Raw genomic sequence first — 1,178 nt, forward strand, 5'->3', positions numbered from 1 at the left:
AAGGCGTTTCGCTAACCGCAAGGAGGCAGACGACCACGGTAGGGTCAGCGACTGGGGTGAAGTCGTAACAAGGTAGCCGTAGGGGAACCTGCGGCTGGATCACCTCCTTTCTAAGGATGCTTCTTCAGAGCGCGGCGGACTTGTTCGCCAGACCTATCGAAGCACTTGGAACAAACGAGCTCAGTCAGAGCTCACTTGCGGGACATAGCCGTCCTCGTTTCTCTTTCTTTCCGGATGAGCCCAGGGTTTCGGCGTCGCTTCGCGACGCTGGAACTCGGGAGATCTTGGGCTTGTAGCTCAGTTGGTTAGAGCGCGCGCTTGATAAGCGTGAGGTCGGAAGTTCGAGTCTTCCCAGGCCCACCATCTTGTTGAGGCGCCTCAAGCGCCGGCGGCGGCATTCGCCGCCTTGGCTGACGCGCAAAAGTGCGCGGCGGCCGTTCGGCCTGGTCGAAGCCTTCGGCTTCGAACGCCCAGCTTCGAGTTTACCTGCCTCTTCGGCCCGAAGGGCCGCAAGCGCGACTGCGCGCCGCGTCTGATGGCGCGTCAGCCAAGGTCGCGGATGCGACCGCCGGCGCTTGAGGCAAGCCAAAAACACAAGCCGCTTGCGGCTTGGGGGCCATAGCTCAGTTGGGAGAGCGCGTGCTTTGCAAGCATGAGGTCGTCGGTTCGATCCCGTCTGGCTCCACCAGGCGGTTTGATCGTGGCGATCACGCCCCAACAACTCATCCGTTGAGAGAAAACAGAGCTTCTCGTTGGGCCTTGCCCGACGATGACCGATCTTTGACATCGTGAAGAGGGATCATGTCCGGACTTCGCATCCACTACACTGGATGCGTTGGCTGCCAGCGCCGTCGCCTGACCGCACGGACGCCGGACGTGATCGAAGCAAACTGGTCTTTTCGAGCAATGTGTTCGAAGGGTCCGGATGGGGATTTGCGTCTCCATCATCCGCGCCGAGCGGAGGACCTGGGACTGGCTTCACCACCATGACACGTGGATGAAGCGACGAGCATTGTTCATGAGAACGATCAAGTGTCATAAGGGCATTCGGTGGATGCCTTGGCGCTGAGAGGCGATGAAGGACGTGGTACGCTGCGATAAGCCTTGGGGAGCTGCGAACGAGCTTTGATCCGAGGATTTCCGAATGGGGAAACCCACCTTCGACCACTCTCATTGTG

Annotated in this window: 2 tRNA genes and 2 rRNA genes; all 4 read left to right on the forward strand. The window is 59.8% G+C overall.

The features are described 5' to 3' along the window. Positions 1-110 (forward strand): 16S ribosomal RNA (locus tag AC1DSZ_RS24285); the annotation flags it as partial. A gap of 176 nt (positions 111-286) precedes the next feature. After that, a tRNA-Ile gene (locus AC1DSZ_RS24290) sits at positions 287-363 on the forward strand. Between the two features lie 249 nt (positions 364-612). After that, positions 613-688 (forward strand) — tRNA-Ala (locus tag AC1DSZ_RS24295). Between the two features lie 338 nt (positions 689-1,026). Continuing rightward, positions 1,027-1,178 (forward strand): 23S ribosomal RNA (locus AC1DSZ_RS24300); the annotation flags it as partial.

Source organism: Alsobacter sp. P4_H11, assembly GCF_056400925.1.